The sequence below is a fragment of the Pseudovibrio sp. WM33 genome (assembly GCF_001623165.1).
Lineage (GTDB): Bacteria > Pseudomonadota > Alphaproteobacteria > Rhizobiales > Stappiaceae > Pseudovibrio.
Window position 1 is genome coordinate 1 of record NZ_LMCK01000113.1, and the last position, 6,186, is coordinate 6,186.

The 6,186-nt window shown below is 45.5% G+C and carries 2 protein-coding genes; both read right to left on the minus strand.

Annotated elements, in window-relative coordinates; translation table 11 throughout:
• Nucleotides 1-228 precede the first annotated feature (228 nt).
• Nucleotides 229-789 (minus strand): toxin-activating lysine-acyltransferase, encoded by a 561-nt coding sequence (locus tag PsWM33_RS20425; protein ID WP_063301465.1) that lies wholly within the window; start codon nt 787-789, stop codon nt 229-231.
• Between the two features lie 81 nt (nt 790-870).
• Complete coding sequence (locus PsWM33_RS20430; protein ID WP_063301466.1) at nt 871-5,382, minus strand: hypothetical protein; 4,512 nt, start codon at nt 5,380-5,382, stop codon at nt 871-873.
• Nucleotides 5,383-6,186 lie beyond the last annotated feature (804 nt).

The window sequence follows — 6,186 nt, forward strand, 5'->3', positions numbered from 1 at the left end:
GAGACGCCGCAAACGCCTCAGCCACCATAGGGCGCTTTGGATTGGTTTGTTGTTGAAATTTCATTGTTTTCACTGGAAAGCTGGAAATGATAATACCAGTCATTCTGAAGAGAGTTCTCAGGTGCTGTAGATGGGCTTTGAAACACGCAGGAACCAATGCAGTTACTGAAGGTCCGGATGCGGCTACCCGGCAGTTGGCCTCTTACAGAATGACTGCCCTGACTTTACTCAGGAAATTTCTGTGTCAGGCTGTGTGTCCAGACCCAGACCAGAAAGAAAAAACTGATCTCCCCGATTGGGGTTGGCGGTCAGGCCTGCAACCATATCTTCAAAATACCGACGTTTCTTTGTACGACTGTCCTGCTGAGTAAGTCCAAGGCCTGCAAATGTTGCGACCCGGCCCCTTGAATTGCCTTTTTTAACGCGAAGAGCGCGGGCAACTTCCGTGGGAAACCGCTTTGCCATTTGTGATCGCAGGGTCCAGGTGTATCTGGCAGAAAAAGGTGAGATCCAGTCAATGAACCAGAGGCGATCACCACAATTCCATGAATCCGGCGGCAGCTGGCTGGGGTTCAGGATGTATTTTTCTTCTGTTTCCTTGTCAAAAAAAGCCCAGCTACAGTAGGCGACCGGGAAATCATTGTGTTCAACTATGCAAAATTGTCCGGATGAAATTGCGGGCAGAGCAAACCCGGCCTGCAGGTTGACTGTCCAGTCTTTGTGCAGTTCAGAATTAGACCAGAGCCAGGCAATCTTGCCGTAAGTCAGCAGTTTTTGATCAGTATCCATAATCTTACCCTTGATCGCGCAATGGCCGGAGCCATTGCGCAAATTATTGTTATTATTGGTTTATCTGTCAGACATCAGTGATTAAAGATACTGGAAGTCATCAAGATGAACATCGCTCTGGCTTACACCTACAAGAATGATGCTATCAGCAGCACCCGTTGCAATATGCGTATCAGCACCAACCTGACTCAAAGTCAGATCTTCACGGACAATGCCAAAGAAGGAAAGTTGGTCCAGATCATTATCAAAGTCCAGGATACGATCCTGACCATGTCCGGCCTCAAAGACAAAGACGTCTGCTCCGGCACCGCCAGTCAAATGATCATTTCCGGCACCTCCCTGAATAACGTCCTGACCAGCGTTAGCATTGATAGTGTCATGGCCAGCACCGCCAGCCAGGAAGTTGTGTCCGTTGCTGCCGGTAATTATGTCGTTCAAAGAAGAGCCAACAACACCTTCAACATTTACAACTGACTCATTGCCAACAATTGCAAGTCCCGATGTCTTGAACACCACTCTGCTTTCGGTCTCCAGATTAATGTTGATCAGATTTGCAGAGTTTTCATAGCTGACCACGTCAAATCCGAGACCACCATCAATGGTGTCGCTTCCGGTTCCGCCGATCAGCATGTCATCACCAGCGTTGCCATTGATGACATCATTGCCAGCTTCGCCATAAATGATGTCATCGGCACTGGTGCCATTCAGAGTATTGTCAGCCGCATCACCGCGTGTCTCGGAGAACTCGGGAACAGTCCCGCTCAACAGGCCGGTGAATTTGGTCATTTTTCCTGCGGTAAGCGGATCACCAGAGAACTTGGCTTCAAGACCCTCCGCAAAGCTATCTGCACCAGAATTTCCAGGCGAACCATATGTTGGCCGGCTTGCAAGGAAGCTGGAGTAGTTTGCTCTGAAGTCATTTAGATAATCGACTCCATAGTTTGATTGATTAGGATCAAGACTGGCAGGTCCTACGACCAATCCTCCGTTAATTACAAACTCATTATCACCAACTGGAGTATCTGTAGGCTCAAAGGAGTTAGGAGTGGTTCTGATTACGATGTCAGCATAAGGCGTTTTATAAAGGTTATCCTGGAAGAAGTTCTCAATCGTAATCGAGGTGTCAGCATCAAAAGAATAAATCATATTCTGACCATCTATTATTCTGACTACATTGGATGCTTCCCGGCCACCCAGAACGATAATCTGATCGCCCCTATAGTCTGTCGAAAATGGACTGGTTATCCAAGAATGCCCAGCTTCCCCCAGACTATCAACAATGTAGGTATCTCTCCCTTCTCCGCCAACAATAATGTCATTGCCACCAGTCAAAACAAACGTGTCATCACCGGCACCACCATACAAATAATCATTGTATTGAGATCCAGTGATATGATCGTTGTAGTCAGATCCCAATATTGAAACTGCTGTCTGGTTGTCCGAAGCATCAACGCCTACATTCAATTGAGAGGCTAACTCGGTCTCTGTATTATAGTTCACAAATACGTTGTTTACCGCGTCCCGATAGTCTGTCAGTGAATGAGCCGTTGTCTGACTTGAGTTGCCCTGATCATCCAGCTTAAATGTGACCCTTTCAGTATTGAACAAAGTTTGTTGCTTAATTGCTTCGGAGTCATTGTTTCGCAAAATGGTTGTGAGAGACTGTTTTACCGCTTCGACTTCCTGTTGCCGGTTTGCTGTGTTTTCACCAAGCATAGCATCAGCAGAGTCTTCTGCAATTTGCTCGCGGATCTGCTGATCTTGCAGTTCATTGAGCAAGCGAAGGCGTGCCGCATCGTTTAACACGACGACGTCTTCAGTGCCTGCACCACCATCAATATAGATTTCCTCTCCATTGGTGAGCAGGTTCTCTACCAGGCCAGCAGACAGCTCTATGGTGTCATTTCCTTCACCACCGCCAACAATTTTAACTGAATCACCAGCTTTAATCAGGTCATTTCCACCAAAGCCGAAAATCTGTTGGATCTGAGTTGAACTAACAACATCAATAAGATCTTGGCTTGCTGAGCCATGAATAATTTCAACATTTTCAAGATGGTCTATTGTTGTGTGCACGTCTTCCCGGTTAATAAGGCTAACACTGCGAAACTCAACCACCTCTGTTTCTTTACCTGGATTAGTGGTTCTGGAGTCGGTTCCTTCCTGGTACAGCTTTGAACCGGCAGTTAGAGCTTTAGTAACCTCCAGACTGGTTGCGCTATCTGCAACAATCCGCAGTCCTGCAATTTCCGAAGACGATGATGCTTCGGTCAGTGTTGATCCATCAAGACGAGCATATGAGGCTGTATCAATCCCGTCTCCACCATCAAAGTTTGTTTTTGCTTCGTAAGCGAAGAGTGTATCATCACCAGCACCTGCCTCGACAGTGATGCCAATTTCTTTTGTTTGACCGTCTTTACTTCTCAGGCTGGTTACAACTTTGTTGAGATCAAAAGCGGTCGCATTTGTCCCTGTATCCCTGATGGTCCATCCGGAAATATCTGTAACCTTAAGGGTTGTTGTATAGTGGTTTTTCCCAGTTGCCTGACGACTTGTTGATTCATTACCCGCCAGGACCAGAGGAGTTGTGAATGTCAGATAGTTTTTCGCACCGTTCGCATCTGGCAGCTGAATTACATTATCAGCATCACCAGCAACTTCAGTAAGTGTCATACCTTCGGTCTGATACCCGTCTTCAGTAAACGTTTCGATGAAGTTCTGTGCTGTTTTATTGAGCTCGCCGGCTGTTTTTGTGCGTGCTGCTAACTCAATATCAGTTGCATGCAGGTTCTGGCCACCAAGTGCAATCACCTGATCAATGCTCTCATCCGCAACCAGATCGGAGAAGAAGTCAGCATAAAGAGCCTTAGTTTTTTCTTGTTGCTCTTCAAAACTTCCGGAGAAGAATTGTTCTACGGTTTGCGGGTCCCCATTTTCATCAGTTTTGATTTTATCAGCATACAGAGCGGCAAGATCATTAAGAGCAACCTGCTCGAAAGCCCCCACAATAGCAGAGACAGCACCGCCGATGATACCTACCGCTGCGGCGATTGGTGCACCAATACCTGAGGCAGCAAGTGCACCACTGGCTACACCGGTTACAACATTAAGGCCAGTGGTTGTACCGTAGAAAGCTGCCTCAATTGTCTGGGTTTCTTGAAGCAAGTCACCAAGCAAGTCAGAACTATAAGTGTCAGAAGCACGAATTGCATCAATGCGTTCTTGTTTTTGAGAGAACTCAGCCCACTTCAATGGATTGATTGCCCCGACAACGGACCCAATTGCACCTATAATCGGAACGGCTTTGCCCAGTACACTTGCTGCTCTTGAGCCTTCCTGAACAGCTAACTGTGCGATACTCAAACCACCTTCAATAGCTGACAGTGTCAAAGCAGTGCCCTGCAGGCCAACCTCAGCCTCAACAATCTTGCGTTGTTCCGGGGTCAGATCCTGCTCAAGCAGCTGAGCAACATTTGCAAAAGCAGCAGCGTTGCCACCAACAGTCGCAACTGCTCCTACACCAGAAAATCCTTTGGATACATCAAGTTTCTTAAACTGCTCGAGGATACCGGAACCAGCATCAAACGCACCGCCTGCCAGACTAAAAAAGTTTCCGACCTGACCGGTAACCTGAGCTGTGGAGTCGGCATCAGGACTCTGGAAACCTCCTGCAATTGCAGCACTGGATTGTGCAACACGAAGCAAGTTGCCTGAAATAGAAAGCCCGGTGCCCAGCTTTGAGGTTGTTGCCGTTTCTTCATAAGTGTCATAGAGCGACCGATCGGCAGTCAAATCAACAACACGATTCGTAATTTTATCTAAATCAGCCTCAACAAGTGACACGATATGGGGATTATGCGCAGGGTTTGAAGGATCCTGCCGAGCAGCAAGTTCGTCTGCGATCGAGCGACGCTCGAGTTCAAGACTATCAATCTGAAGCTGAAGAAAATCCCTATGTTGTTGCACGAGATCATCAGCTGTCTTCGCACCTTCCAGTGTAGACCCTGGTTCATACTCATTTAACTGAGTTTGCAGATCTCTCAGTTCATCACGTAATTGCAATGTGGTTGCCAGCTTCCTAGTTGCAGCCACATTCAGGTCTTCATCATAGAAATAGCCACCCACAGTACCGGATCGCTCAATCTGGCCCTGAATTACTGCGATGTCACGATCTATGCTGTTTAGGTTTGAAGCTACTTGTGTCTTGATATCATTGACCACAGGCGTAGACAGATCAATGATTTCTCTTTGAGTAAATACATAGTCAATGGCCTCACCAAGTTTCTGAAGTACACGGAAGTCTTTGGCAATAAACCCTGCAATATCAGCAGCCTGATTTTCATCTTCTTTGCTTAAATCACCGCTTGCAGATGTAGCCCCAAGACCACTTGCCAGGCCATAATTGAAGTTAGCGTAAGCAGCAGCTCTGCTGAGTGCTTTAATTTCTGGGATATCAGTTCCAGAAGACAATACATCAGTTACCGCATCTTCAAGAGCTGATCTGACTTCTGGCGCTAAATCAGGGAAAGTTACATCATAAGTTGCTAAGATTGTATCAAGTACATCTTGATCAAGCGAACTAAGGGTAGGCATTTACTACATCCTTTTGATTTTTATTACTTAAAATTGTACGTAATATTGTTTTTTACGCATCGCCTTCTTAGCAAGAAACGATCATGCAGAAACTCATAATTGTACAATAACTATAACAATTCTACTTTAGAAGATATTCTTCGATGTAATTCAATATGTTAGACATGAGGGTTTTCTGTGCAGTAATTAGGTAAAATTATAAAATATTAAATATGTAAATTCTTAATATGACTAGATCAAATACATAAGAGAATCATAATGTACTTGCCGAAAGGTAATTCCTTAAGTAATTGGAATCATTGTTTCCAATCAATTCTACGATTACTTTCAAAGGATTGAAGCTAGGAATTGAAGGTGCCTAGAATTCTACGGCCATTTCACAGTGAGGTACCTAACTTTTGGGAAGCCATATTAGAATAGTTAGCATGGGCAATTCCGTCTCAAGAAACCTGAATGCAATATTGATTTGAATGTGACTTTGAATTAATGCGAAGGCAAAGCTACAATGTAGGTGAGCCTACAGAGTTCTTCAAAATTGCACAGCATGCTACTTTCTTTATGTGAGTTTGCTATCCAACCGCTGCATAAAGAACGCTGAGGCGCAACTTCAGGTAATACCACGAAAGAACTTGCTTTGCCGAAGCAGAGAATAGGCACTAATTCCCAAAATTCGCATAGGTAGCAAATTCAAAAAAGCGCACTTAAGGCCCTCCACACAAGCTATCTCTACTTCCGGTAGAACCGAACGAATGTCCGGTAATGGGATGGACCGCCTGCTCCCCTAAGGCGCAGGCTCTATAGTGA